Source organism: Micromonospora sp. KC721 (assembly GCF_004348355.1).
Lineage (GTDB): Bacteria > Actinomycetota > Actinomycetes > Mycobacteriales > Micromonosporaceae > Micromonospora.
The window spans coordinates 1-22,768 of record NZ_SMJY01000034.1 but is presented as its reverse complement, the minus strand read 5'-3'; the positions used below and the strand labels follow the sequence as shown (position 1 = coordinate 22,768).

The window sequence follows — 22,768 nt, the reverse complement described above, 5'->3', positions numbered from 1 at the left end:
CCGGGTGCCGGCTCGTAGCGTGCGCGTCGTGACGATAGAGACGGCGTTGTTCCTAGGCCGGTTCCTGCAGAACCCGCGGCGCGTCGGCGCGGTGGCACCGAGTTCGTCGCGGCTCGCGTGGCGGGCCACGGTGCCGGTGCCGGACACCGGTCATCCTGTGGTGGTCGAGCTCGGGCCGGGCACTGGCGCGTTCACCGAGCTGATTCAGCGCAGGCTTGGCGGTCGAGGGTGCCACTTGGCGTTGGAGGTTGACCCGGTGTTCACCGCGCTGCTGAGGCGCCGGTTTCCGATGGTGGACGTGGTGGCGGCGGCCGCCGAGGACCTGCCGGACGTGCTCGCCGCGTACGGGCTACCACCGGCCGACGTGGTGGTGAGCGGGCTGCCCTGGACGGTGCTGCCCGCCGCGCTGGTGGACCGGACGATGGCGGCGATCGTCGCCGGCATGGCGCCGCACGGCGCGTTCACCACGTTCGCGTACCTGCACGCGAGCTGGACCAGCCCGGCCCGGCGGCTGCGCAACCGACTAACCGGCGTCTTCGAGGAGGTGGTGGCCGGCCGCACGGTGTGGGCGAACCTGCCACCGGCGCTGGTCTACCACGCTCGCCGGCCGCGGCATCAGTCCGCCGGTGCCCGGCATGGGCGGAACTGCTCGTCGACGAGTCCGAGCCGGTGAGCGAGGATGCCGGCCTGCACCCGGTTGCGGACACCGAGCTTTTCCAGCAGTGCCACGATGTGCGTCTTCACCGTCGTCACACCGACGTTCAGGTCACGGGCGATCTCGGCGTTGGAAAGCCCGACGCCGACGAGGCTGAGCACGTCGCGCTCGCGGGCGGTGAGCGCGGCCAGGACCGCGGTGTCAGGCTGCTCGATGTCGCCGTCCCGGTCGGCGGCGTGGGAGCGCCGGGCCCGGTCGACGACGCGGGCGAGCACGGACGGTGCGAGCAGCGGCTCGCCACGCGCGGCCCGGCGCACCGCGTCGAGCATGTCGGCCGGCTCGCCGTCTTTGACGAGATATCCCACCGCACCGGCGCTCAGCGCGCCGTAGACACTGTCGTCGTCGGCGAACGTCGTGAGGATGAGCACGTTCGTCAACGGTGCCGCGGCCAGCAGCCGCCTGGTCGCCTCGATTCCGTCGACGCGGGGCATGCGGATGTCCATCAACACGACGTCCGGGCGCAACCGCTCGACCAGCCGCACCGCGTTGTGCCCGTCGGCCGCCTCCCCGACCACCTCGATGTCGGGTGCGGTGTCGAGCAAAACCCGGATGCCGGCCCGGACCAGGCCCTGGTCGTCGACGACGAGCGCACGGATCATGCCTGCCCCTTGCCCGGCAGGTTCGCCTCGACCCGCCATCCCGACCGGGACGTCGGGGCGGCGGTCAGCGTGCCACCGAGCACGGCGACCCGCTGCCGCATCCCGTCCAACCCCTGACCGGATGCCGGAAGCGGCATCGGTCCCGGCCCCGACGGCGGCGCGTTCTCGATCACCGCGCGCACCGCGCCGGTGCCGGAAACCGTGACGCCGACCGTGGTTTCGGTGCCCGGGCCGGTGTGCTTGAGGACGTTGGTCAACGCCTCCTGCACGACCCGGACCACCGTGGTGCGAACCAGCAGCGAGGTGTCGGCCAGCCGCGGGTCGACCTCGGAGGTGACCGGCATGCCCGCCCGGCGCAGCCGGTCGATCGCGTCGACAAGTGTCGCCTCCGGGTCGGTCACCAACGCCGACCCCTCGCCGGCGTCGACCGCATCCGGGTCGCGCAGCACCGCCAGCACGCTGCGCAGCTCGTCCAGCGCCTGACGCCCGGCCGTGGCGACGTCGACGAGCGCGGCGCGGGCCACCGCCGGGTCGCCGTCGTTGTCCAGCGCGAGCGTGCCGACGCTGGCCCGCAGCGTCATCGCGCCCACGTGGTGGGCGATGATGTCGTGCAGATCCCGGGCGAGGCGGGCCCGCTCGGCCAGCCGCGCCGCATGGGTCTCGGCCCTGTGGCGCGCCTCGGCCTCCGCGGCCCGCTCCTCGGCCACTCGCCGGGCCCGCTGCAGGCCGGCCAGGTAGCGACCGGCCACCACTGGCAGGGCAGTCATGCCGAGCAGCGTCAACAACGGCGCGTCGATGTCGCTGCCGAACGACGCCTGCACCACCAGCGCGGCGTATGTCGCGACCGCACCGGCCAGCGTGACGGGCCAACGCGCACGGTGGCCGAGCACGCCGAGCGCGACGAGGAGAAACAGCAGCGCTGCAGCATTGGTGAATGGCGAGAACCACGTGGTCACCACGACCACGACCGCCTCGGCGCCGACCGCGACCAGCGGCCACCTGGGTAGCGTGCCGAGCAGCAGGCCGCTCGCGACGGCCAAGGCGATCGCGATGCACCGCTGCGCCGTCCCGATCGGCCAGTCGAGCAGCGTGTTCACTACGGCGACAGCGGTACCGGTCGTCGTGCACAACAGCACCGGGCGGGCTGGCCAGCGCGCTGTCACGTCCACACCGCGACGATACGGACCACCACCGGCCCACGGGTCTCGTTCGATCGGCCGGCGTGCCTCGTTCCACCGGTCGGCCGGCCGACGCACCGGCCGCGTCCGGACCCGATCGATCGAGGCCGGACGCCCTGCGGCCCGCCTACGGTCGGGAGATGGATCTGGGAATCTGGCTGGTGGAGCGGGGGTCGCAGCTGCCACCTGCGGCCGTTTACGCCGCCGGTGCGCTGTTGATCGCGGCCGAGGTCGGGGTGCTCCTCGGCGCGTTCGTGCCGGCCGCGTCGGTCATGCTGGCACTCGGCGCACTGTCGGCCACCGGCACGCTGGACCTGCCGGTGACGACCGCAGTCGCGGTGCTGGCCGCGCTGCTCGGCGACTCGGTCGGCTACTGGGAGGGCCGCGTCATCGGCCCCCGGCTGCGCACCGGTCGACTGGGCCGGCGCATCGGAAGCCGACGCTGGCGGCGTGCCGAGCACCTGGTGCGACGCGGCGGGATCGCCGTCACGATCGGCCGGTGTACCGCGTTCGTACGCACGCTCGTGCCGCGGGTGGCCGGCGCCGCTGGCATGCACTACCGCCGGTTCCTCGTGTACGACGCCGTCGCCGTCGTGGTGTGGGCACCTGGCACCATCCTGATCGGCTACGCCGCCGGCACCGCGGGATAACAGCACGACAGCACAGCGCCGGCCCGACTCCGCGACGCTCCTGCTCCGATCTGAACCGCCGATCCGAAACCGAACGGGAGTTCCTAACCCGGCATCTGCACGTTGTTGATCGCCGTAGGGCCGCAATCACCGAACAACGCGATCATGATTGCGCGCTCGCTCGTGTCCGCGGCTCAGGTGCCCAGACGTTCGGTGACGCTCTCGGCGGAGGGCGAGAGGCCGGCCGCCATTCCGTTCCGCCTACTTTCCGCGGGCCTTCTGGGTGCTGCCGTTGTTGGCCTCGACAGATCCGCCTTGTTCATCCGTGACCGGCCACGGATATCGAGCTTCCTCGCCAGGTCCATCAGGTGTTCCTTGCTGACGTAGGCGCCGGTCGGCTCCGCCAGGCGTTCGACGGAGGCGGCCAGGGACGGCGCCTTCAAGTACGCGGGTGAGGAACGGGATCTCCGAGGCGACGTCGCGGCTGGTCTTGGCGGCCATCACGCTGCCACCTCGACGTCGAGGCCGAACATGCGGTCGTAGTCGGTCAACGGCCGGCGTGCGAATCGGGCGTCGACGGCAGTCGCCGGGGTGCGTTGGGTGGCGATGCGCAGGTCGGCGGTGGCTTGGCGGTGGGCGGGGCCGGTGCTCTGATGCTTGGCCCATCAGCGGTCGTGTCGGGCCACCGGTCGGCCGTCGCAGAGCACCGTCACGTGGTCGCAGTCGGCGGTGGCTTCAACTCGCCGATTACTGACGGATGCACCGGGTAGTCGTTGCCGTCCAAGCGCACGTAATGATCGCGGGACAGCCGGGTGGTCTGCCGCCAGCCGACCACTGGCGCGACCGGTGGCAGCGGCCGGCCGGCATCCAGCGTCCGATGCTGCCGCTGGTTCGCCCGCACCAGCCACTCGGACAGTTGGGCGTTGAGGTCGCCTGGTGAGGCGAAGCGGCGCCCGGGCAGGAACGACGTCTCCAGATAGCCGTTAGCCCGCTCGAGTTAGGCCATTGGCCTCCGGGTCCGCCGGCCGACACTGGATTATTCGGATGCCGAGGGTGCCGCGCGGTGTACTTCGATGTAGCCACTGGTGCAGTAGGAGCGGTGCTCGCCCTCTGGCTTACCCGGGTGGCGGTCAGCCGCCCAGCGATGCGCGTTGTCGAGCAGGCGCATGGCCGTGTGGTGCTCGCCTGCGGCGGCTAGGGAATGCGCGTACTGGGCGCGCAGCGCCGCCCGCATGGGTCCGGGAGCTTCTGGTCGTAGACGTTGAGCGACTGGTTGAGCCAGGCGGCGAACTCAGCGTACTGGGCGGCGAAGCGGACGCCGGCGGGCCGTAGCGCCTGCGGCACCTCATGCAGCAGATCCTCGATCGCCGCCAGTTGCCTGGTGACGCCTACCAGTGCGTACTCAGGGCCGAACATCTTGTCGTTCTGGACCAGGAGATGCCACTGTTCGCGCAAGAGGTGGACGTTTCGTCTGCGCTGCCTGGTCGAGGCTCGGCTGCCTCGCCAGCACCCCCGAGGAGTCGTCCGGCCGGTCCTGTTCGGTGGCCGGCAGCGCGGCGGCGGGCACGCCCCTGCGCCGTCTCTGACCAGGGCGTTGTACCAGGTCGTGCCGCCGTCCGCGGTGTGGTGGTCGGGTTGGCCGACGGCGTATCCGCTGATCTCCTCCGATTGAAGTGCGGTCTTACTGGACGTTTGCTTCACGTTCGCGCCAGTAGTGGGCGATTTACGGTCCGATCTCGGTAGCGCAAGATGCCCGATCCAACCCGGAAAGAACACATCTTTCCCGACTCAACCCCGACTGGAATCGGAGCATTTCGCCCCTCGATCGCGTCTGGTTCACCTTCGCCCATAAATCGACGGACATGATGTCCGTCGAGTCGGCCCCCGGACCCCGTACGCCTGCATCATGACCGCACGGCGAGCCTATCCATCCGACCTGTCCGACGCCCGCTGGGCCCTGATCGCACCCCGCCTGACCGCCTGGCGACAGGCCCGCACCGACGCCGGCGTCAGCGGCCGCGCCCCCACCCACGACCTGCGCGACATCTTCAACGCGATCCTGTACGTCAACCGCACCGGCATCGCCTGGCGCTACCTGCCCCACGACTTCCCGCCGTATCGGACCGTCTACGGCTACTTCGCCGCCTGGAGCAAAGAAGGCATCTTCACCGAACTCAACTACCAGCTCACCGGCCTCGTCCGCGACCACCACGGCAAAGCGTGAAGACCTCCACCAACGTCCCACTGTCCACACAGGGCACCGACGCCGGCAAGAAAATCGTCGGCCGCAAACGCGGCATCATCACCGACACCCTCGGCCTGCTCCTCGCCGTCATCGTCACCGCCGCCAGCACCAGCGACAACACCATCGGCATCAACCTGCTCGACCAGGCCACCACCGCCCACCCCACCCTCACCAAGACCTGGGTCGACGCCGGATTCAAAAACCGCGTCGTCGAACACGGCGCCGCCCTCGGCGTCGACGTCGAGATCGTCACCAAAGACCCACAGGTCAAAGGCTTCAGCGTGGTCAAACGCCGATGGGTCGTCGAACGCACCCTCGGCTGGCTGATGCAGCACCGCCGCCTCGTGCGCGACTACGAAGCCCGACCCGACAACTCCGCCAGCATGATCACCATCGCCATGATCGACAACCTCGCCAAACGACTCACCACCGAAACCACCCCAACCTGGCGAAACAACTAAACCGCCATAACACGCAAACTACGTGAATCAGACGTCCTCTTAGGGTGATTGTGGGCGTTGGCTGAACAGGTGCCGGAGCACCAGTCCTGGATTGAGGGGCTCTGGTCCGGCGGCCGGATCGCGACGATCCCGGCCACCGGATCAGCTCAGCGGTCAGCTGACGGGTTCCCTGGATTTTGTGGCTGGGGTTGGAATGGTGGTCCTGGATCGGCGGGTCAGCTCCACGTGTGCCCTGCTGTCCCGGGCCCGGATCACGGTAACGGTCACCAGGAGGCCGATGCCCGCAACGACCGCCGCGCCGTTGAAGGCGGCGGTGTATCCGTCGGTGAGTGTCTCCGCGGTCGCGACGTTGCCCTGATCGAGTCGGGCGAAGGTCACGCTGGACAGCACGGCCAGACCGAGGGCGCCGCCGATCTGCTGGCTGGTGTTGATCAGTCCACTGGCCAGACCGGCCCGGTGCCAGTCGACCCCGGTCGCCGCGGCGACGAACAACGGCGTGAACACCAGTCCGAGGCCCGCCCCGGCCACCAATCCCGGAGCGAGGACGTCGACGGCGAAGCTGCCGTCCGATGCGGCCCGGCCGAACCAGGCCAGACCCACGCCGAGCAGTGCCATACCGGTGGCCAGCACAGGCTGGTAGCCCCACTTCGTCACCAACGCCGAGCCGAGCGTGAGCGAGATGCCAAAGGTCACCACACACATCGGCACCAGGCAAAGGCCCGTGGTGATCGCGTCGTAGCGCAGCACGTTCTGCAGGTAGAGCGACAGGAAGAAGAACATCGGCACAACCAGGCCCCCGGCGACGGCGCCGGCCAGGTTGGCTCCGGTCAGCGACCGTATCCGGAAGATCGTGAGGTCGACCAGCGGCTCTCGCGAGCGCCGCTCGACGATCACGAACGCGGCGAAAAGCACCACAACGCCGGCCCCCGAGCCGATCGTCCGGATCGATCCCCAGCCCCAGGCGGGAGCCTCGATCAGCGTGTAGACCAGCAACGTGAGCGCGGCGGTGACGGTGGTCGCCCCGGCGAAGTCGAAGACCCGGTCCGAGATGTCCGTACGCCTCTCGGCAAGTAGCGGCACCACGAGCAGCAGACAGCCGGCGACGATCGGCACATTGATCCAGAGCACCCACTGCCACCCGGCGTACTGGGTCAGAACCCCGCCCAGGACGACACCGGCCGCGCCGCCGGCACCGCCAACCGCACCCCAGGCCGCATACGCCTTGTTGCGCTCGATGCCATCGTGGAAAGTGACCGAGATGATCGACATCGCCGCCGGGGACAGGATCGCCGCCCCGAGACCTTGCGCGACCCGGGTCGCGATCAGGACCTCGATGGAGCCGGCGAAGCCGCCCACCAGCGAGGCGACGCCGAACAGAACCAGCCCGACGACGAACATGCGGCGCCGGCCGAGCAAATCGGCCAGCCGGCCGCCCAACAGCAAGAAGCCGCCGAAGGCCAGCACGTAGGCACTGACCACCCAGGTCAGGGCCTGCTGGTCAGCGCCGAATGCCTGGCCGATCGTCGGCATCGCCACGTTGATCACCGAACCGTCCAGCACAACGATGAACTGCGCCGCGCACAGCAGTATCAACCCATACCAACGGCGGCGCTCATGGACATTCTCGAAAGTCATGTATCCAGCATTCCGTTGAACCGATACCGGAGACTTTTCATCCACCCGGGGCGGGTGTGCAGGACCGATAGGCAGGCAACCCTCAAACCGCAGGGGAACCCGCCGTGTGGCGTACCGGTGAGACGCCGGCCGGATACGCGCCCGCGTCGCCCTGTCGGGGTGCCGGTAACGGACGTGTCACCAGCCGCCATTTGTTGATCTTGCTCGACGGTGCGATTGGGCTGAGCGCGTTCGCGCTGGTGTCCCGTTTGGGGGTCCTCCACCGGGCGGTCGGTGCGAGGCTCGCGGTCCAAGGCGAGCGCAGCGTCGAGCACCTGGCCGCCGCAACCTGGCTCGGGTTGACCACCTGCCCGGCGCACCTGCAGATACTGCGCCAGGCCGGACTCGTGGCGACCCGCCGCGACGGCACCAAGATCTACTACCGGCTCGCCGGGCATGACGTGGCCGCCCTGTACGCGGCGCTACGCGACGTTGCCGACGCCCGCAACTGACACCACGTGCATGCCCGTGTACAGGTGACGCTTGTCTGTCCGGTCCGTCGCGAGACCCGTTGGTCGATGTGGCTAGCATCGTCTCGTGATCGAGGAGTTGATCAGCAGGGTGTCCGTCGGGGACGACGACGCAATCGAGGAGTTGTCCATCATCGCGGACACCGATCCGGGGAGGCTGACGCCGCACCTCGGCTCTCTGCTCGACCGGGACGTGTTGTGGCCGGGGAAGTTGTACCGGGCGGCGGATACCGACGTAGTCCGTCGGGTCGTCGAGCGCATCGACGGCGGCCGGACGCCGGACCGGCTCAACCAGTTGCTGGTCATCCTGGCGCACTCTGGTCACCCGATGGCCGAGAGCGCCATGCGTCGCTGGTCGACGCAACCGCCGGCCGGCGCGGACAAGCTGTACGTCGGCGCGCTGAGCTACGCGCGGGAGGGCGGCTGGACGGTCGGCCCGGACGGCCGCCGGCGGGACCTGTGCGGCAGCGCCGCGTACCGATGGGTCATGCGCGAGACACCGCGACGCCCGGACGGTCCTACCTGTCCGTGGTGTGGGTCGCCACTGTGGACCGCCGCGGACCTCGACACCACGGATCCCGCCGTCGACGCCGCGCTGGAGCACACGGGCTGGTCCGGCCGACTGGTGATCGAGACATGCCACTTCTGTGCCTGTTATACGACGCTGTACAGCCAGGTCACGCCGGCCGGTGACACCGTCTGGTGGACCGGCAACACCCGCCCGAGCTACCTCGGCTCCGCCGAGGCGGAGGATCCGCCGGCGCTGGCGCAGGTCACCGGTGAGGCCCGGCAGAGCCCGTATCAGGCCAGCGCATGGGATCGGGGCGGCTCGACGCTGGGCGGCCGGCCCGACTGGATCCAGGACGCCGGACACGCCGACTGCCCCGGTTGCGGACAGCCGATGGACTATGTGGGTCTGATCGGCGGCGCGGACCTGGACGACTACGGCGAGGGCGCCTACTACCTGCACCTGCACCAGCCGTGCGGGTTCGCCGCGGTGAACTATCAGCAGAGTTGACCACCGTGAGCTCGACCGAGGGCCGTTGTACACCGCTCGCGCGTACACCCATGGCACTGTTGCCTTCGAGTCAGAGCCACGTCCATGGGCGGATGGCCGTCCAGACCCGCCGACACCAGCGCCCGCTGTGGATGAAGGAAGCGCTGAATGTCGTCCAACACATTGTCGGCGATGCCGCTGTGTGGGGCAGACAGTGGCGAGCGCTCATCCGGAACTTCCTGCCAGAGCTCCGCGGGGTCGGGGGTTGGTTGAGGAGTTTGGGTGCCCTTCCTCGGGCGGAACCTGCTCCCCCACACCGGTAGATGGGTACTACGATCCAGGAGGCCGCTCGCAACCCTGAGTGACGCGCGGATCGCGGCATGAGCGGATGGGGTCCCGCCGGCTGGTGGTGTTTGCGCACGGTTTCCACGGGCTCGTCTGCGTGGGGCGGAGGGACATCGAGAAATGGTGGTGCCTCGTACGGTCAGATTCTCGAAAGGAAATAGACGGGGGTCATCGATGTGTGTGGGGAAGATCGGTCGGGCGACGGCTGCTGCCTCGCTTACCCTGCTTGCGCTCGGCTGCGCGGCCCCGGGCACCCGGGTCGGCGACGTGGAGGCGATACCCACGAGTGCGCCGGCGTCGCCCGCAGTGGTGGCGGAGCCGACCGGCCCGCAGGCAGACGTACCCCCGAACCATGGCGACAACAACGGCTGGAAGCAGCGGCACGGGCTCTCCGAAGCGGACCAGCGCACCGGGAAGAAACTCGCCGCGCGGATCCGGCCCAAGCTTGAGGCACTTCGCGCGGCGGGGGACTTCGCGCCGGCGTCCACCCAGCGAGCGCTGCTCGACCTGGGCATCAAGGCAGACGCGATCGAGGTGACCGGCATGCGGCCGTCGATCGGGCAGGAGACAGCCCCACCGGGTGTGGTGTACGCGGTTCGCTTCGCGAAGGTGGGCTGTGTGATCGGGGACGTGCGGCCCGAACGAGTCATGGTCGAGGTTTCCGCCTCGGCTGCCGAATTCGGGTGCCTGGAGCCGTTCTCGCATTGACGCCGCCCGCGTCACCAGGCTCAGGCTCGGGGTCGGGCGGCGCCACGGACAAGCCGGGCCAGCCGCATTCATGACATCCAGGGCCGCGGCAGAGGCGCGGCGCAAACATTCAGGCAACGCGATGCACTCCTGTCCGGCATGAGCGCGCTCGGCGGCTACATGAGCGACCGTGCCGCCGCGCCGGACCGCGGGCTACTCGCATGAGATCTGGAACTGGTTCGGGTGCCCGTCCGCGGGCGTGGCCTCTTGAATGCCGTGGCTACCGTGTCGGTGTGGATGCCGATGTAGTGGTGGTCGGGGCTGGTGCGGCCGGGCTCGCCGCGGCCAGGCGGCTGGGCGAAGCCGGCAAGCGGGCGGTGGTGTTGGAAGCACGCTCTCGGATCGGGGGCCGGGTTCACACTGATCGGGATTTCGCCGGGTTTCCGGTCGAGCGAGGCGCGGAGTTGCTGCACGGCTCACGCAGCCCGTCGCGAGTGTTGGCGGACGCCGCTGGCCTGACCGTGCTGCCGGCGATGTCAATGTGGCGCGCTCGTGTCGTCGACAAGGGCCGGGTGCGGCGGTTGTTGCCGTGGCTGTTGCCCACGATGGGACGGTACGCAAGTCTGGCGCGGACCGTCCGTTCGGAGAACATCGACCCCGACGTGTCGCTCGGTGAGCTGCTGCGGGGCCGCAGCGCTGACGGACGACTCGGCCGTCTGGCGGTCGGCGTGGCCAATGACGCGTGCACCGACCTGGACGGCTTGAGCGTGCGCTACCTGGCGCGGGTGATGGCCAATGGCGAGGAGACCGGTCGGCATTCGCGTGTCGCGGAGGGCTACGACCGGCTTCTTGAGTACGTCGCCGCCGGCTGCGTGATTGTCCGAGACGCCCCGGTCACTGCGGTGCGCTGGATGCGCGATGGCGTCCGGGTCGAGGCCGACCGCTGCTACCGCGCGCGGCGAGCGATCATTACCGTACCGCTCGGCGTGCTCAAGGTCGGCATGGTGCGGTTCGAACCACCGCTGCCGCCCGCGAAAGGCAAGGCAATCGCCAGGTTGGCTATGCATCCAGGCATCAAGGTGCTGTTGCGCTTCACCAGCCGGCTGTGGCCGGCCGGCGCCAGCTACGTCCTGCTCGACGAGGACATTCCCGTGGTCTGGCCGGCCTACGCCGACACGCCGGTGCTGACGGCGTTCGTCATGGGACCAAAAGCAGCGGCCCTGCACCCACCGCCGGGTCCAGTCGAGCGGGTGGTGTCCGCGCTGGTTCGGGTCTGGGGCGAACGAGTACGCCGCGCCCTGGCCGACGCCCAGGTAGTCGACTGGGGCACGGACCCATGGACCCTGGGTGGTTACTCATCCGAGCCGCCTGGCACTGGTCATCAACGCGCCGCACTCGCCGCGCCGTGCGGGCCGCTGCACTTCGCCGGTGAAGCCACCGACGACGTCGCGCCAGGCACCGTCAGCGGCGCCCTCCGCTCCGGCGAACGCGCTGCCGACGAGATTGTCCAGCTCGACAGCGCAGCCGCACCCCGATAGGTCCCCGATGCGCGCTCATCGGTAGCTCAGAATGCCCGGGCGTCGCGGAGCGCCGACTACCCACAGTTAGGGGTGACGCGCGACTGGCGCGCACGGACGGCGGCAACTCGCGCTCCTGCTACGGGTCGTCAACACCGGTGCTTCGACCTACTACGCGTGGGTCAAGCAGGCCGAGCAGCCCTGCGACCGCGACGTGGTCGACCTGGGGCTGATCTCCAACATCCACGAGATCTGGGAGACATCCGGGCGCACCTACGGCGCGGACCGGGTCCACCGACAGCTGCGCCGTGACGGCATCTACGTGTGCCGCAAACGCGTCGAGCGGCTGATGGCGCAGCAGGGCTGGCAGGGTGCGTTCCTGCGTCGAGGCTGGCGTGGCGGCTTCACGAGGCAGGACGCACGGCACACACCGGCGCCGGATCTGGTCAACCGGCAGTTCACCGCCAACGGGCCGAACCGGCTCTGGGTCGCCGACGCCACCTGCATCTTCTGCGGTGAGGGCGTGTTCTGGCTGGCCGCGGTCCGCGACGCGTTCTCGATCGAACTACACCTCGTTCCGCTTCTCCGAACGCTTGCAGGACAACGGAATCCTGCCCTCCATGGGCTCCGTCGGCGACTCGTACGACAACGCGCTGATGGAGAACTTCTGGTCGACGCTGAAGATCGAACTCGTCTACCGCACGAGCTGGCGGACCCGCGACGAGGCCGAGAACGCGATCTTCGCCTACATCGACGGCTGGTACAACACCCGCCGCATCCAACGCGAGCTGGGCTACCTCAGCCCGAACGAGTACGAGGCCGCCTGGCACAGCCGCCAGACGGAACCAGCCGAACCACCTATCGCCACCCTGCACCAGCCGGGAGCAGGTAACCACCGCTCCATCAAAGCGGGGGAATTCACGTCCGAGACGATTCACGGCGGCTGCTCCCCCCCTCCTCACGTTCAGACGGTTACGTCCGGCGTGGCCTGCCTAACCTGCCGTGAGCATGCGCATCGTGAACACCTCCGCCTGCCCGACGAGGTCGAACGGCTCAGTCGCATGCCCGGCACGAATCTCGACAGGGAACAGACGGTCCGTGCCGCGGACAACCACCGTGCCATCGTCAGGCGGTTCGCCGGCCGCCCTGGCGACACCGGTGCCAAGTGACGTACGGCCGTCGTGGCGAGTTGACTGATCAGTGCGCCTTACACATCTGCCGTCGGTCGGGGCACCATGCTCGTGACGAGGCGTGGTGATGTCGGGTTCGCGGATCAGTGGACCCGGCCGGACTATCGTGATGGCGTGAGTGCTCGCGACGTGCCCGCGCAGATCGGTGACCTGCCGCCGATCGGGCGACCAGCTAACAGCGCCCTGCTCGAAGCCGGCATAACGACACTCGCGCAATTGTCCGCTCACAGCCGCCGCGACCTACTGTCCCTGCACGGGGTCGGGCCGAAGGCGGTCAGCATCCTGGCCACCGCGCTGGCCGAGCATGGCCTAGCCTTCGCCGATTGACGGCAATGGGCCAGATGCCAGCCGGGCACCGAAGCCTCCGTGCTTCCCCTCAACACCAAGCTCTCCGACGCCGCCCCGGTTCACCCTTCTGCCGCTGACAACGCGCCTGGCGGTGAGATCGGAGGGGCCGACCGCGCGGTCGTGGCCGGGACTGTCGCTCTCGCCGGAGCAGGGCTGATGCTCTTCGCGGGTGTGTGCTTGACTGGCCGTTTGGAGCTGTCCATCGACGCCGGCGACATCTCGCTGTATGCCACGCTGGATGCGCCGACTGACGTGTCAGCGCGCGTCGGTGGTGACAGTGCCCCGGGTGGGCGTCGCCAGCCCGAGGATCATCCGTATCGTGGTGGTCTTGCCGGCGCTGTTCGGCCCGAGAAAGCCGGTGACCACGCCGGGGCGTACGGAGAAGCTGAGATCGTCGACCACCGTGCGGTCCCCGTACCGCTGCGTCAGGGTGCGTGAGTTCTATCATCGCAGGTTCCCCACGTCCCCGGATCCCACGGCGGTCTCGGCGACCGGCCCGCCGACCACCGGCTCGGGTGGGCTGGCCGGGTCGGTCACCGCCACCGGCTGCGGACGCTGCACCGCGGTGAGCCGCGCGGGCCACCAGAACCCGCGGCCCATCAGCACCATGAGCGCCGGCACCAGCAGCGACGACACCAGCAGCGCGGAGATCAGGATGCCGGCGGCGACCGCGAAGCCCATCTCGGCGAGCAGGGCGACGCCGGCCAGCAGGAGCGAGGAGAAGGTGCCGGCCAGGATGACGCCTGCGGCCACCGCGGTGGGGCCGGTGTGCCGGATGGCCAGACGCGCGGCCTCGCGCGGGGAGTGGCCCTCGCGTGTCTCGTCGCGCAGCCGGTCCACCATCAGGATGTTGTAGTCGGTGCCGATCGCGACCACGAACAGGTACATGAAGATCGGGACGTTGAAAATGATCCCGGCCTTGCCCAGTCCTTCCTGCATGACCAGCACCGACGTGCCGAGCGTGGCCAGGTAGCTGAGCCCGACCAGGACCATCAGCAGCACCGCGGCGACGATGCTGCGCAGCAGGGCGAGCAGGACAAGCGCGGTGAGCGCGGCGGCGAGCGGAAAGACGACCGAGTAGTCCCGGTTCACCGCGCTGCGGATGTCGGCGAAGGTCGCGGTGGGGCCGCCCACCAGGGCGTGGGTGCCGGCCGGGGCCGCCTCGTGCGCGGTCGGCCGCAGCACGTCGGCGACCGTGTCGACCGCCTCCGGGCTGCCGGATTCGTGGTCGAGCAGCACGCTGATCCGGGCGACGGTGCGATCCGGGCTGTACGCGGCGGGCCCGGCCTGGCCGACCCCCTCGACGCCGGCGAGCCGCGACCGGAAGGCGTCGACAGCCGTCTCCTCCAGCGGCTGCCCGGTGTCGCTGACCAGCAGTGCGGAGCTCGGGTTGAGGGCGCCGACCGGGAAGCCGCGCTGCAGGTCCTTCAGGGCGATCGCCGACTCGGTGTCTTGCGGGAGGCCGGCGTTGTAGTCGTAGCTGGCCTGGAAACGCAGCGCACCCAGGGACAGCAGCGCGAGAACGACGACCGCGGCGGCAGCGAGAACCCCGGCACGGTCAACAACCAGGTTGCTGAGCTTGGTCGACGCCCGGGCCCGGGGCTGCCGCTGCCAACTCTTGGACGGCCAGAACACCTTCGGCCCGAGCAACGAGACGATCGCCGGGATCAGGGTGAGTGCGGTGACCACCGTGGCGACGACCGCGATGGCCAGTGCCGGGCCCTGCGCCTTGAACGAGCCGAACGAGGAGAACGCCAGGGTGCTGAAGGCGATCACGATCGCCGCGCCGGCCGACGTGATCACCTTGGCCACCCGGGCGGTCGCGTGGATCAGCGCCGTGCGCGGGTCGTCCCCGCCGCGAAGCTGCTCCCGATACCGGAAGAGCAGGAAGAGGATGTAGTCGGTGCCGACGCCGAACAACACGACGGTCACCCAGACCGTGACCGACTGCTCGGCGGTCAGGCTGAAGATCCGCTGGGCGATGCCGATCAGCTTCACCGAGACGAAGACCAGCAGGCCGATGGTCACCATCGGCAGCAGGGCGGCGACCGGGCTGCGGAAGATGAGCAGCTGCAGCACGATGATCAGGCCGACCGTCGCCAGGGCGATCACCTGCTCGGCCGAGGCGAAGGCGTCCTCTGCGTCGATCACGATGCCGACGTCGCCCGTCATGCCCGCCTTCAGATCGGTGTTCGCGAACATCGGCTCGGTGGCGGCACGTAGCGCCCGGCCGGCCTCCTGGGTGCCGGGGTCGCTCTGCGTACCGTCGACGGTGACCTGGATGAGCTGGACGAGACCGTTCTCCGATACTGTCTGCCTGCCGGCCTGCACCTCGGTGACGTGCGGGATCGCGCGGTCACGCAGTTGACCGGCGGCCTGTTCGACGAGTTGCTGGTCGGCACCGGTCAGCGCGGCACCGTCCCGGCGTTGCACCACGAACGTCGCGGCGCTTCCGGCCCCGCTCTGGGCGAACGCGGCCTTCTGCGCCTTGCCGGCCTGGACCGATTCGTAGTGGGACGGCAGGAACTCGGCCTGGTCTCCGCTGGCGGACAGGCCGGGCCCGAAGAACCCGACGACGGCCGCGGCGACCAGCCAGGCGCCGATCGTCCACCATGGGTGGCGGACCACCCTTCGTGCCAGCGTCGTGTACATCGGTCCCCGTCCTCTCGACCCTTTCGGCCGGCATTCTTCGGATGCCGGTGCGTGAGCCAGTCGATCACGCCGATTTGAGGCGGCCGTGTGATGGCCTTTCGAGTTCTGTGAGAGATCGGAGCCGGGCGACGGGTTACTGGGCGATCCGGCTACGCACCCGTCCACCCGGTGGACGGCCTACCGCTCCTCGTCCGGACCGGCCACTTCGTCGGTACGTCCGACCTGCTCGTACCCCTGCCGTGGGGGCGCCTGAGGTTTTCACAAGGTTCTCTCAGCGAACAGGGAAGGCGCCGCATCCCCGGGGCGGCGCGCAACGAGCAGAATGGGCAGCACCATCGTGAGCGACGAACCACCCGGAGGGGACGAGTTGTGGTAACCCCGGATAGGACGGCCGACGGCTCCGCGACCACCGACGCCCCACGGATCCTGGTCGTCGACGACGAGCTCTTCCTGGCCGATCTGGTCGCGTCCGCGCTGCGCTATGCGGGCTTCGCGGCCACGACGGCCGGGGACTGCGCGGAGGCCGAGGTCGCCGTCGCTCGGGAGCGGCCCGATTTGATCATCCTGGACGTGCTGCTGCCCGACGGCTCCGGCATCGACCTGTGCCGGCGGCTGCGGGAGAACCACGTGCTCGCCCCGGTGATCTTCCTGACCGCGCGGCGGACGGTCGCCGAGAAGGTCGAGGGCCTGAGCGTCGGCGGCGACGACTACCTGACCAAGCCGTTCAGCCTCGATGAGCTGATCGCCCGAGCCCGGGCGGTCCTGCGCCGGTTCCAGCTGACCGCGCCCCCGCCGACACCGGGAGGAGAGAGCCGCGGCCTGCGCTACGCGGACCTGGTGATCGACGAGGAGGCACACGAGGTGCGCCGGCAGAACGTCGTCATCGACCTGAGCCCGACCGAGTTCAACCTGCTGCGCTACCTGATGCAGAACGCCGGGCGGGTGGTGTCCAAGCAGCAAATCGTCGACCAGGTGTGGGAATACGACTTCGGCGGCAACCACGGGGTGGTCTCGACGTACATCAGCTACCTCCGCCGCAAGATCGACCAGTTCGATCCGCCGCTGATCCAGACCATTCCCCGGGTCGGCTACACGCTGCGGCTGCCGTCCGCGTGAGCGGCGTGAGCCTGCGGGTCCGGCTGGTTGCCCTGGTCGCCGTGCTGCTGGCGGCCGGGATGAGTGTGGCGGCGCTCGCCACGTTGGCGGCGCTGCGATACTTCCTGGTCTCCCGCACCGACACCCAGCTCGATCAGCTCAGCACGATAGTCGGGGCGCAGATGGGCGACGGCGGTGGGCTGGGCCCGTCCGACTCCGGCAACGGGCGGCTGGCCAGCGCGGGCGGCCAGCCTTTCGTGCTCCTGCGGGTCCTCTCCCCGGACGGCACTCCCATGCTCGACCTGCAGAGCCCGGTCGGGCAGACGTCCACGATCCAGCTACAACCGGAGGCCCCCAGCCCGGGCAATCCGGACGGCGGGGTGTACGCCACCGTCACCCTGGCCGATCAGCAGCCGAAGCAGTGGCGGGTGCGGTCCGGCTGGCTGCCCGACCGCCAGGCGATCCTGCAGGTCGGCCTTCCACTCACCGACTACGACACGGTGAACCGTCAGCTCATCCGGACGGAGGTGGCCGCGACCGTGGTCATCCTGGTCGCGATCGTGGTGATCGCCTGGTGGGTGATCGGTCTGGGCACCCGGCCCCTGGACCGGATCGCCAGGACAGCCGGGGAGATCGGCGCCGGGCGCCTGGACCTCCGCATAAGCCCGGCCCGGCCCAGCACCGAGATCGGGCGGCTCAGCGCGGCCCTCAACGCGATGCTGATGCAGATCCAGACCGCCTTCCAGGAACGACAGACGTCGGAAGAGCGCCTGCGTCGGTTCGTCGCCGACGCGTCACACGAGCTCAACACACCGGTGGCCACCATCCGCGGTTACGCCGAACTGTTCCGCCACGGCGCCGGCGCGCGGCCGGCCGACCTCGAGGTCGCGATGCGGCGCATCGAGTCCGAGGCGACCCGGATGGGCCAGCTGGTCAACGAACTGCTGGTGCTGGCCAAGCTGGACGAGGGCCGGCCGTTGGACCGGGCACAGGTGGACCTGACGCATCTCACCACCGAGGCGGTGGCCGACGCCCGGGCCATCGATCCCGACCGCCCGCTGGGCGTGCGGGCGCCGGGCTCGATCGTGATGTCCGGCGACGAACTGCGCTTGCGGCAGCTGCTGGCCAACCTGTTGTCCAACGTACGACGACACACCCCGCCGGGGACCGCCGCCGAGGTCCGGCTCTCCGCCTACGACGGTGTGGCGGTGATCGAGGTGGCCGACGACGGGCCGGGTCTCACCGAGGAGGACAGCCGGCGGGTCTTCGAGCGGTTCTACCGCAGCGCGACCTCCCGGGGCCGGCAGCGGGAGGGCTCCGGCATCGGCCTGGCCATCGTCGCGGCGATCGCCGAGGCGCACGGCGGTACGGCCGAGGTGACCTCGGTGCCGGGTGAGGGCACCATCTTCACCGTCCGGATCCCGCGCGACGGACAGGGCTGATCAGCCGATCATGTTGTACTCGTCGAAGCCGGTGCCGAGGACCACCGGCACGGCGTAGCTGTCGAGCGGCGGGTCCGGACCCGGTTCGCGAACGCGAACAGGGTGCCGTCCGGCGCCAGGCCGAGCAGGTCGGGGTGACCCTCGCCGGTGAGGTCGGTGAGGGCGATGGTCAGCATCCCGGCCCAGCCCCGGAAGAGCACGTGCCGGTGCGGTGGCCCGGCCGTGTACCGTTCGGAAACTCGGTTGCAGGTGCTGAAGTGCGGCTTTGTCTGCTACGTGACCGATGGATGGCGGCATGCTTTCGGTCATGAGCCTGTCGTTCGGCTAGCAACGTACGAGAAATCCGGGCACGAGAAAAGCGAGGAGAGCACGCTCTTCCTCGCCTTCTTAACGTATATCGCACCGTGGGGCTTGTGGCAAGGCCCGGGTCGTGCCGCAGAATCGTCGGCCGAAGGCAAACCACGGAAGCGGGGGTACGAAATGCGCGTTCTGTTGTCAACGTACGGGGGACGTGGGGACGTCGAACCGTTGGTGGGACTGGCGGTGGCTTTGCAGAAGCTCGGCGCAGACGTGCGGGTGTGCGCGCCGCCGGACTGGGCAGGACGGCTGAGCGAGGTCGATGTGCCGCTGGTGTCGCTGGGCCTGCCGGTGCGGCAGTTACTCGACGGTGCGACGCGACCATCAGCGGCCGACATTCCGCGCATACAGGCTGCCTTGATGGCCGAACAGTTCGCCAAGTTGCCCCCCGTGGCCGAAGACTGCGACGTCGTGGTGACCACCGGCCTGTTCCCCGTCGCCGCCAGCGCGCAGTCAGTGGCGGAGCAGTTGGGGATTCGGCACGTGTTCGCGGCCTACTGTCCGATCTATCTGCCGTCGCCGCATCATCGGCCACAGCCGCTGCCTGGCCGGCCGTCGCCGCCGGAGGTGACCGACAGCCGGGTGCTCAACGACCTGAGCATCCAGGACTACAACGCAATGTTCGGCGATGTACTCAACAGCCACCGAGTTTCGGTCGGCCTGCCACCGGTGGACAACGTCCGCGATCACGTCATCACCCGAAGTCCGTGGTTGGCGGCCGACCCGGTCCTGGCGCCGTGGCAGGGATCGACGGACCTCGACGTGGTGCAGACCGGCGCGTGGATAGTGCCGGACGAGCGGCCGCTGCCGGCAGACCTGGTGGCGTTCCTGGATGCCGGCCAGCCGCCGGTGTACGTGGGCTTCGGGAGCATGCCCGCTCCGGCCGGCGTGGCCCAGGTTGCCATCGAGGCGATCCGCGCGCAGGGCCGACGTGTTCTGGTCGGACGCGGCTGGGCCGATCTGAACCTGATCGACGAGCGGGACGACTGCTTCGCCGTCGGCGAGGTGAATCAGCAAGTTCTGTTCCGCCGCATAGCCGCGGTGGTGCATCACGGCGGCGCGGGCACCACCACAACCGCCGCCCGGGCCGGTGTACCGCAGGTGGTGGTACCTCAGATGGCGGATCAGCCGTACTTTGCCGGCCGGGTCGCTGAGCTGGGCATCGGCTCGGCCCACAACGGTTCGACGCCGACGACTGGCTCCCTGTCGGCCGCGCTCGGTACGGCCCTGGCGTCCGAGACCCGGGCCCGAGCAACCGCCGTGGCCGACACGATCCGCACCGACGGGGCGGCGGTCGCCGCACAGCTGCTCCTGGACGCGGGCAGCTGACGACATGGCAAGGCTCGCTTTCAGGTCCAGTGCGCGGGGCGGAGCGGGTGAACAGCGGCGCGGGTACGCGAGTCAAAACTCTCGCGCCAACCAATGATTTTCCTACGCCAGCCGGTCTCTCGACGGAGCAATAATCACCCGTGACGGAAAGGCTCGCATCATGCGCAACTTCACCGTCTCCAACATCGTCACTCTCGACGGCTTCTTCGCCGGTCAGGGCGGTAATCCCATGGTATTGGACATGGACGCGGCCTTCGACGCGATGAACCTCGAGCGGATGCACGCCGCCAGCACGGTCGTGCTCGGCCGGGCGTCGTTCGAGCCACCTGACACCCCAATACCGTCCGGCCAGCCTCACCGTCACAGCCACGCCGGCCTGAACTGAAAAGCAAGTCGCTTACAGAACCTCGACAACCACAGATTCCGGCCATCCTGCGCCGCGCACCCTGATCAGGGTGCGCGGCCCTTTCCGCGATCCAAAGGAGTTCGTTCTTGACCGCAAGTCAAATCGAAACCACGTCCAACCCGGGAGCGCGCACGCTTCCACTCCGACTCAGGTGCAGATAAGCACCTCCGAGTAGAAGATCAAACCGATCAAGGCCGAGGTGCGGCGCCGGCTGGGCTACCCGCACCCGAGGCGAGTACCGGCAGGGATCCGGGCGGAGGCCGCGATCGGGATCAGCCTGGACGAGATCGGGCGGCCCGAAACTCCGACGTCGTCTACATACGCAACGTGCACCCGCTGCTCGACCTGGGCTGGCGGCGAGCCGATTGCCTGCGTTTCCTGGCCGGGCACGGTCTCGCCGACACCCCGAAGTCGTCGTGTGTGGGATGCCCGTTCCACGACGACGGCTTCTGGCTCGCCTTGCGCGAGCACAGCCCGCAGGAGTGGGCCGACGCGGTCACCTTCGACCGATCCATCCGCAGCGGCTCCGCGCCGGCCAACGCGGACGGGCACCCGCTGCGCGGCAAGTTCTTCCTGCACCGGCAACGGGTGCCGCTCGACGAGGTGGCACTGCGCCTACGCCCCCGCACGCGCCCGGACGCCACGGTCACGGTGGCTCGGACCTGCGCACCACCGTGGCCGGGCTGGGCCATCCCGACGCCAACCAGAGGGGGGTATACGCAGCAGCGGTGGCGCGGTGGGAGCTGCTGCTCGGCCGGCCGGTGCCGGAGCCGACCCAACCAGGGCGACACGGCAAACCGGCCCTGGCGCCGCCATTCGTAGAATGGCTGATGGGCCTGGAAACCGGCCACGTAACCAACCCGACACTCGCGTTACCACGCACCAGCGCGCTGCGAGTCCTCGGCGACGGCGTCGTCCCCCAGCAGGCAGCCGTCGCGTTGTGCCTGCTGCTGTGCCACGCAGATGGGCGGTGCCGGCATGACTGATCCCACCTCACTCGACGCATACCGACCCCCGGCGGGTCGGCCCAATCCAGCTGCACCTCGGCGACGCCCGCCAGGTGCTGGTCGAGCGGGCCGCGGGACGAGTTCGGACGCCCGCACCAATCCGCCGGAGTTTCGCCAGCATGATCGATACCGTGCGGCAGATCGGTTCGCCTTCGGGGTGTCGCGCTCCGCCGTCCCCCTCGTCCATCCCCTTGCCTACCGTCGCCGTCGGCATCACACTCATCTACATCAGCCTAAGTAGTGATCTGTTATTCGATGTTTGGTCAGGTTGATCGACGTGGTCTCCAGATTCACCGTACGGCGGGTGCTCGCGGCCGTGCTCGCCGCGATCACCGGCCTGACCGTGGCGCAGGCTCCGGCCGCCGCCGTGTCGCTGACCGAGAACATCGGCACCCAGGCCATCATCGGCACCGATGGCCGTTACCCGGTCGATCCGGCGGCCTATCCCGCTACCGCGACCGTCCTTCTCACCTTCTCGTACTACGATCACGACGGTCAGTGGAAGGCGGGCCGCTGCACCGGCTGGGTGTCCGGCCACCATGATCGCAGCACCACCATCATCACGGCTGGCCACTGCGTCTACGGTGCGGAGACCGGCATCTGGCACAGCAACTATCACGTCCACGGCGGCGGCCCGAATGCGATCATCTGCCCGGCCAGGGTCCTCTACAAGGCGGCGCGTTGGGGTGGTCCGCCCGTTCCCGAGTACGACTACGGCGCTGTCAAGGTCGACTGCCGACCGTCGGGGCAGCCCCTCGGGCAGCTGACGGGTGCCTATGGGTACTCGACGAACTACATCTTCGCCGGCACCGCGGTGCGGACTCAGGGCTTCCCCAATGACAAGCAGTCCACGCCCTGGTTGCAGTGGGCAGCCGATGGTGTCGTCGCTCCCTCCACCGCGCAGCGCCTCTCCTATGACAACGACACTTTCTTTGGTCAGAACGGTTCACCGGTCTACGTGCCGGCCGTGCCCGGCTGTGGCCCATGCGTCACGGCCATCAACGGCAACTATCCCGGCCCCAACCTGAACGTCAACTACGGTGTGCGGATAACCACCGAGGTTCACCGAGACATCCGTAACTGGACGTCTCTGTGACCTGAGCTTCCGCATGAGTGAAGATCGTTGAGTTCCTGCCAGCGGGTCGCTGTCAGCGTCAAGGCCACCCTACGATGTCGCCCACGGCTCGGCTGTATGTCCGCCCCAGCGTTAACCCCGACGACCCCGCCCAGGCCGGGGGTGATGCCGCCGGCACGTCGCGGCGGCCGGAATGCTGAAACGGCTCTCCGCTGAGCACCGCTCGTTCTAGCTCACCAACGAATCACATGGAGCCTTTTCCAAGCTGATCTTGCAGCTTAGGGTGGGTGCGGCGGGCCCGGTGATCGATGGGTGCGAGGCTCCAGGTAGGACAGCTGTCGACCAAGACT

21 protein-coding genes and 3 pseudogenes are annotated in these 22,768 nt (G+C 69.1%); 16 read left to right on the top strand and 8 right to left on the bottom strand.

Features of this window, described 5'->3' with window-relative positions; all coding sequences use genetic code 11:
- Positions 1 to 28 precede the first annotated feature (28 nt).
- Positions 29 to 673 (top strand): class I SAM-dependent methyltransferase, encoded by a 645-nt coding sequence (locus E1182_RS09070; protein ID WP_243706117.1) that lies wholly within the window; start codon positions 29 to 31, stop codon positions 671 to 673.
- On the opposite strand, the gene E1182_RS09065 is transcribed toward E1182_RS09070, so the two are convergent.
- A complete protein-coding gene (locus E1182_RS09065) occupies positions 616 to 1,314 on the bottom strand; it encodes a response regulator transcription factor (protein WP_132262884.1) in 699 nt (232 codons plus the stop codon). The genes E1182_RS09070 and E1182_RS09065 overlap by 58 nt on opposite strands.
- On the bottom strand, positions 1,311 to 2,483 hold the full coding sequence (locus tag E1182_RS09060) for a sensor histidine kinase (RefSeq protein WP_132262881.1): 1,173 nt from the start codon (positions 2,481 to 2,483) through the stop codon (positions 1,311 to 1,313). The genes E1182_RS09065 and E1182_RS09060 overlap by 4 nt, the downstream gene beginning before the upstream one ends.
- Before the next feature lie 149 nt (positions 2,484 to 2,632).
- Between E1182_RS09060 and E1182_RS09055 the strand changes: the two genes are divergently transcribed.
- On the top strand, positions 2,633 to 3,142 hold the full coding sequence (locus E1182_RS09055; RefSeq protein WP_132262879.1) for a DedA family protein: 510 nt from the start codon (positions 2,633 to 2,635) through the stop codon (positions 3,140 to 3,142).
- Between the two features lie 688 nt (positions 3,143 to 3,830).
- Here the strand turns inward: E1182_RS09055 and E1182_RS32950 are convergent.
- Together E1182_RS32950 and E1182_RS09040 are read right to left on the bottom strand one after the other, a co-directional pair.
- Positions 3,831 to 3,956: a hypothetical protein gene (locus tag E1182_RS32950; protein WP_371687528.1), complete on the bottom strand. Its 126-nt coding sequence runs from the start codon at positions 3,954 to 3,956 to the stop codon at positions 3,831 to 3,833.
- Positions 3,957 to 4,315: 359 nt separating this feature from the next.
- The gene (locus E1182_RS09040; RefSeq protein ID WP_132262877.1) at positions 4,316 to 4,576 is read right to left on the bottom strand and encodes a hypothetical protein; all 261 of its coding nucleotides are present in this window, start codon (positions 4,574 to 4,576) and stop codon (positions 4,316 to 4,318) included.
- A gap of 451 nt (positions 4,577 to 5,027) precedes the next feature.
- Between E1182_RS09040 and E1182_RS09035 the strand changes: the two are divergent.
- A pseudogene (locus tag E1182_RS09035) lies at positions 5,028 to 5,827 on the top strand (IS5 family transposase).
- 153 nt (positions 5,828 to 5,980) lie between these two features.
- On the opposite strand, the gene E1182_RS09030 reads toward E1182_RS09035, so the two are convergent.
- Positions 5,981 to 7,507, bottom strand: a complete 1,527-nt coding sequence (locus tag E1182_RS09030; RefSeq protein ID WP_207921324.1) for an MFS transporter — start codon at positions 7,505 to 7,507, stop codon at positions 5,981 to 5,983.
- Positions 7,508 to 7,710: 203 nt separating this feature from the next.
- Here E1182_RS09030 and E1182_RS09025 point away from each other — a divergent pair, with 203 nt between their 5' ends.
- The 7 genes and pseudogenes from E1182_RS09025 to E1182_RS08995 all read left to right on the top strand — a co-directional run bounded on the left by E1182_RS09025 (position 7,711) and on the right by E1182_RS08995 (position 13,034).
- On the top strand, positions 7,711 to 7,953 hold the full coding sequence (locus tag E1182_RS09025; protein ID WP_207921323.1) for a helix-turn-helix transcriptional regulator: 243 nt from the start codon (positions 7,711 to 7,713) through the stop codon (positions 7,951 to 7,953).
- 85 nt (positions 7,954 to 8,038) lie between these two features.
- A complete protein-coding gene (locus E1182_RS09020; protein ID WP_132262874.1) occupies positions 8,039 to 8,989 on the top strand; it encodes a hypothetical protein in 951 nt (316 codons plus the stop codon).
- A 633-nt stretch (positions 8,990 to 9,622) separates the two neighbouring features.
- Entirely contained in the window at positions 9,623 to 10,021 is a 399-nt protein-coding gene (locus E1182_RS09015; RefSeq protein ID WP_243706116.1) for a hypothetical protein, read from the top strand.
- 272 nt (positions 10,022 to 10,293) lie between these two features.
- On the top strand, positions 10,294 to 11,538 hold the full coding sequence (locus E1182_RS09010) for an NAD(P)/FAD-dependent oxidoreductase (RefSeq protein ID WP_165942559.1): 1,245 nt from the start codon (positions 10,294 to 10,296) through the stop codon (positions 11,536 to 11,538).
- Positions 11,539 to 11,731: 193 nt separating this feature from the next.
- Positions 11,732 to 11,893 (top strand): annotated as a pseudogene (locus E1182_RS32945) (IS3 family transposase); the annotation flags it as partial.
- On the top strand, positions 11,889 to 12,686 hold the full coding sequence (locus tag E1182_RS09000) for a transposase (protein ID WP_371687527.1): 798 nt from the start codon (positions 11,889 to 11,891) through the stop codon (positions 12,684 to 12,686). The pseudogene E1182_RS32945 and the gene E1182_RS09000, both read left to right, overlap by 5 nt.
- 135 nt (positions 12,687 to 12,821) lie before the next feature.
- Positions 12,822 to 13,034 (top strand): hypothetical protein, encoded by a 213-nt coding sequence (locus E1182_RS08995; protein ID WP_132262867.1) that lies wholly within the window; start codon positions 12,822 to 12,824, stop codon positions 13,032 to 13,034.
- A gap of 285 nt (positions 13,035 to 13,319) precedes the next feature.
- Here the strand turns inward: E1182_RS08995 and E1182_RS08990 are convergent.
- Together E1182_RS08990 and E1182_RS08985 are read right to left on the bottom strand one after the other, a co-directional pair.
- A pseudogene (locus E1182_RS08990) lies at positions 13,320 to 13,484 on the bottom strand (ATP-binding cassette domain-containing protein); the annotation flags it as partial.
- Positions 13,485 to 13,499: 15 nt separating this feature from the next.
- Positions 13,500 to 15,707 (bottom strand): MMPL family transporter, encoded by a 2,208-nt coding sequence (locus E1182_RS08985; protein ID WP_132262865.1) that lies wholly within the window; start codon positions 15,705 to 15,707, stop codon positions 13,500 to 13,502.
- Between the two features lie 369 nt (positions 15,708 to 16,076).
- Between E1182_RS08985 and E1182_RS08980 the strand changes: the two genes are divergently transcribed.
- Positions 16,077 to 16,823 carry a response regulator transcription factor gene (locus tag E1182_RS08980; protein WP_132262863.1) on the top strand — a complete coding sequence of 249 codons (747 nt, stop codon included), beginning with the start codon at positions 16,077 to 16,079 and terminating at the stop codon, positions 16,821 to 16,823.
- On the top strand, positions 16,820 to 18,244 hold the full coding sequence (locus E1182_RS08975; RefSeq protein WP_132262860.1) for a cell wall metabolism sensor histidine kinase WalK: 1,425 nt from the start codon (positions 16,820 to 16,822) through the stop codon (positions 18,242 to 18,244). Before E1182_RS08980 ends, E1182_RS08975 begins: the two co-directional genes overlap by 4 nt.
- 8 nt (positions 18,245 to 18,252) lie before the next feature.
- On the opposite strand, the gene E1182_RS30995 is transcribed toward E1182_RS08975, so the two are convergent.
- Positions 18,253 to 18,420 carry a hypothetical protein gene (locus E1182_RS30995; RefSeq protein WP_165942558.1) on the bottom strand — a complete coding sequence of 56 codons (168 nt, stop codon included), beginning with the start codon at positions 18,418 to 18,420 and terminating at the stop codon, positions 18,253 to 18,255.
- Positions 18,421 to 18,787: 367 nt separating this feature from the next.
- On the opposite strand from E1182_RS30995, the gene E1182_RS08970 reads away from it, so the two are divergent.
- The 4 genes from E1182_RS08970 (at position 18,788) to E1182_RS08955 (ending at position 22,439) form a co-directional block, all read left to right on the top strand.
- A complete protein-coding gene (locus tag E1182_RS08970; RefSeq protein WP_243706115.1) occupies positions 18,788 to 19,930 on the top strand; it encodes a glycosyltransferase in 1,143 nt (380 codons plus the stop codon).
- Between the two features lie 160 nt (positions 19,931 to 20,090).
- A complete protein-coding gene (locus E1182_RS08965) occupies positions 20,091 to 20,315 on the top strand; it encodes a hypothetical protein (protein ID WP_132262858.1) in 225 nt (74 codons plus the stop codon).
- Between the two features lie 348 nt (positions 20,316 to 20,663).
- The gene (locus E1182_RS32095) at positions 20,664 to 21,158 is read left to right on the top strand and encodes a hypothetical protein (RefSeq protein ID WP_243706114.1); all 495 of its coding nucleotides are present in this window, start codon (positions 20,664 to 20,666) and stop codon (positions 21,156 to 21,158) included.
- Positions 21,159 to 21,611: 453 nt separating this feature from the next.
- Entirely contained in the window at positions 21,612 to 22,439 is an 828-nt protein-coding gene (locus E1182_RS08955; protein ID WP_132262855.1) for a hypothetical protein, read from the top strand.
- The last annotated feature ends 329 nt before the right edge of the window (positions 22,440 to 22,768 follow it).

Excerpts from the sequence above, each read along its gene's own strand:
- E1182_RS09065 (WP_132262884.1), bottom strand. The coding sequence starts at position 1,314 with ATGATCCGTGCGCTCGTCGTCGACGACCAGGGCCTGGTCCGGGCCGGC.
- E1182_RS08985 (WP_132262865.1), bottom strand. The coding sequence starts at position 15,707 with ATGTACACGACGCTGGCACGAAGGGTGGTCCGCCACCCATGGTGGACG.
- E1182_RS09055 (WP_132262879.1), top strand. The coding sequence starts at position 2,633 with ATGGATCTGGGAATCTGGCTGGTGGAGCGGGGGTCGCAGCTGCCACCT.
- E1182_RS30995 (WP_165942558.1), bottom strand. The coding sequence starts at position 18,420 with ATGCTGACCATCGCCCTCACCGACCTCACCGGCGAGGGTCACCCCGAC.
- E1182_RS08965 (WP_132262858.1), top strand. The coding sequence starts at position 20,091 with ATGCGCAACTTCACCGTCTCCAACATCGTCACTCTCGACGGCTTCTTC.